The sequence below is a fragment of the Bacteroides sp. AF34-31BH genome (assembly GCF_003602795.1).
Taxonomy (GTDB): Bacteria; Bacteroidota; Bacteroidia; order Bacteroidales; family Bacteroidaceae; genus Bacteroides; species Bacteroides uniformis.
Map to the genome: position 1 here is coordinate 1 of NZ_QTLV01000019.1, position 2168 is coordinate 2168.

Consider the following 2168-nt stretch of genomic DNA (forward strand, 5'->3'; position numbering starts at 1 on the left):
TCGGAGAACGTTACGGGTTATGACAAGAACGGTAACATCAAGAGTTTGCAACGCTATGGCCAGACTGGTGCCAGTGCCTACGGCCTGATAGACAACCTGACTTACACATTGACCGGTAATCAGTTGAGCCGTGTGGACGATGCCGTGAGTACCGCTGCATACGGTACAAACACTGCCTTTGTAAACGGTGCAAGCGCCGCAGGGGAGTATGCCTACGATGCCAATGGTAATTTAACGAAAGATTTGAATAAGGGAATTACCGATATTCAATATAATGTATTAAATTTGCCCAGTACGGTATCGTTCAGTGATGGTAGCACAATCACCTATACTTATGGTGCTGACGGCACGAAACTGAGAACAGTCCATAAGATAGGTAGTACAACCACAACGACTGACTACTGCGGTAATGTGATCTATGAAAACGGTACTCAGAAGTTGTTACTCACCGAAGAGGGTTACATCAACCTGACCGGTACCCAGCAGTATCATTACTACTTGAAAGATCATCAGGGTAACAACCGTGTAGTGATCAACCAGTCTGGCACTGTGGAGGAAACTAACCATTACTACCCTTTCGGTGGTGTGTTTGGCACTACAGGCAATACCCAGCCTTACAAGTATAACGGTAAGGAGTTTGACACGAAGAAGGGTTTGAATTGGTATGATTATGGGGCGAGACATTATGATGCTGCGTTGGGACGGTTTACGACGAATGACAGGTTTGCAGAGAAGTATTATTCGATGTCACCGTATCAGTATGGGGCGAATAATCCGGTGAATAACATAGATGTGAATGGAGATACAATTGTTGTAAATCCGAACCCGAATGGTTTGATAGATAATGTGAAAATGTTCTTTGGATTTGATACCAAGTATCAAAAGGACGTGAAAGCAGATTTGCAGCAACTTAAGAAGGATGATAAGGAAATTGGTGAGATGATTATTGAACTGGAGAAAAGTAAGAATGTTCATTCAATAACAAGGACTAAACGAGGAGAGTCTAATTCTTCAGGATTTGATAGAGAAAAAGCTAAAAAAGACATTCCGCAAGGAAGCATTATAAATTATGACCCTGATGTTAAAACGGATATTAATGGAAATCATCGGACACCAAGAATTGGTTTAATCCATGAGTTACAGCATTCGTCGGATGTAGATAAAGGTATTATGTCTTATGAAAATATAGGAAATGGAATACCCATGAGAGAAATTCGTGCTATTAATACTGAGAATAAAATTAGAAAAAGAACAGGAGATGCAAAAAGAACGGAATATCGTGGAAGGAAAATACCCCAAAAACTGTTGGAATAAGATTATCCTTATGTTGGGTATTAATCTCTTATTTGTAATGTGTGTACATAAAACAAGTGAGAGGTATGAAGATATGTTTGTTGATTCTACTTGGCAAAGCCCTTTTGTTGCAATGAATATAGAATACAAAGATAGTGTATATTCGATAGTTCCAAGAGAAGGAGATATGTACCTATTTCTGAATGATGGGGTAGCTAATAAGAAATATCGATATGAACTTTTTCCAATTTTATTAGAACAGACATTGGGTATAGACAGCATTACATTTTGTTCACTAAAGGAAATGGACTGTATGGTAACTCCACAGCCATACATAGATTCAATTTATAAAGGAAAAGTAGAAAATCTTATTTCTTTGCTTTTTAATGAGAAAGGTGTACTTTCTGTTGGTTTGTCATATCCAGAAGAAAAATATTTGATTTATTTGTTATTTCATCATGGAGTTTATCTTAATACAGATTGCGAAACTGGAGTTTTGTATATCTTAAATAAATAAGTATTTTATATTCTTGAAATAATCTATTTAATTGCTATCCTAACATCAGATATTACTATATCTTGCATGTTAGGATAGTTTTTTATTTACTTCCCGCTTCCGGAAAGACTACAAGAGAGGAAGTATACACTTACAGCTACGACTATGCTGACAGGGTGAGCAAGGTGGAGCATACATTGGGAGGCAGTGGAAAAGCCACTTATGACAACTTCGGTCGTTTGCTGACCAAGCAGTATCACGGAACGAGCATCAACAAACTGACATATGCCTACAACCTGCGTAGCTGGCTGACGGGCATCAGCGGTACATGCTTCACACAGAACGTGTACTACAACACGGGTGTGGGTACAGCGAAGTA

Annotated in this window: 2 protein-coding genes and 1 pseudogene; all 3 read left to right on the plus strand. The window is 38.7% G+C overall.

Annotation, left to right across the window (positions count from 1 at the left end; genetic code table 11):
• Positions 1–1314, plus strand: a 1314-nt coding sequence (locus tag DWZ67_RS19260; RefSeq protein ID WP_220392993.1) for an RHS repeat domain-containing protein, incomplete at its 5' end; no start/stop codon positions are given.
• Entirely contained in the window at positions 1280–1810 is a 531-nt protein-coding gene (locus DWZ67_RS19265; protein WP_118931273.1) for a hypothetical protein, read from the plus strand. The genes DWZ67_RS19260 and DWZ67_RS19265, both read left to right, overlap by 35 nt.
• Before the next feature lie 62 nt (positions 1811–1872).
• A pseudogene (locus DWZ67_RS20315) lies at positions 1873–2168 on the plus strand (hypothetical protein); the annotation flags it as partial.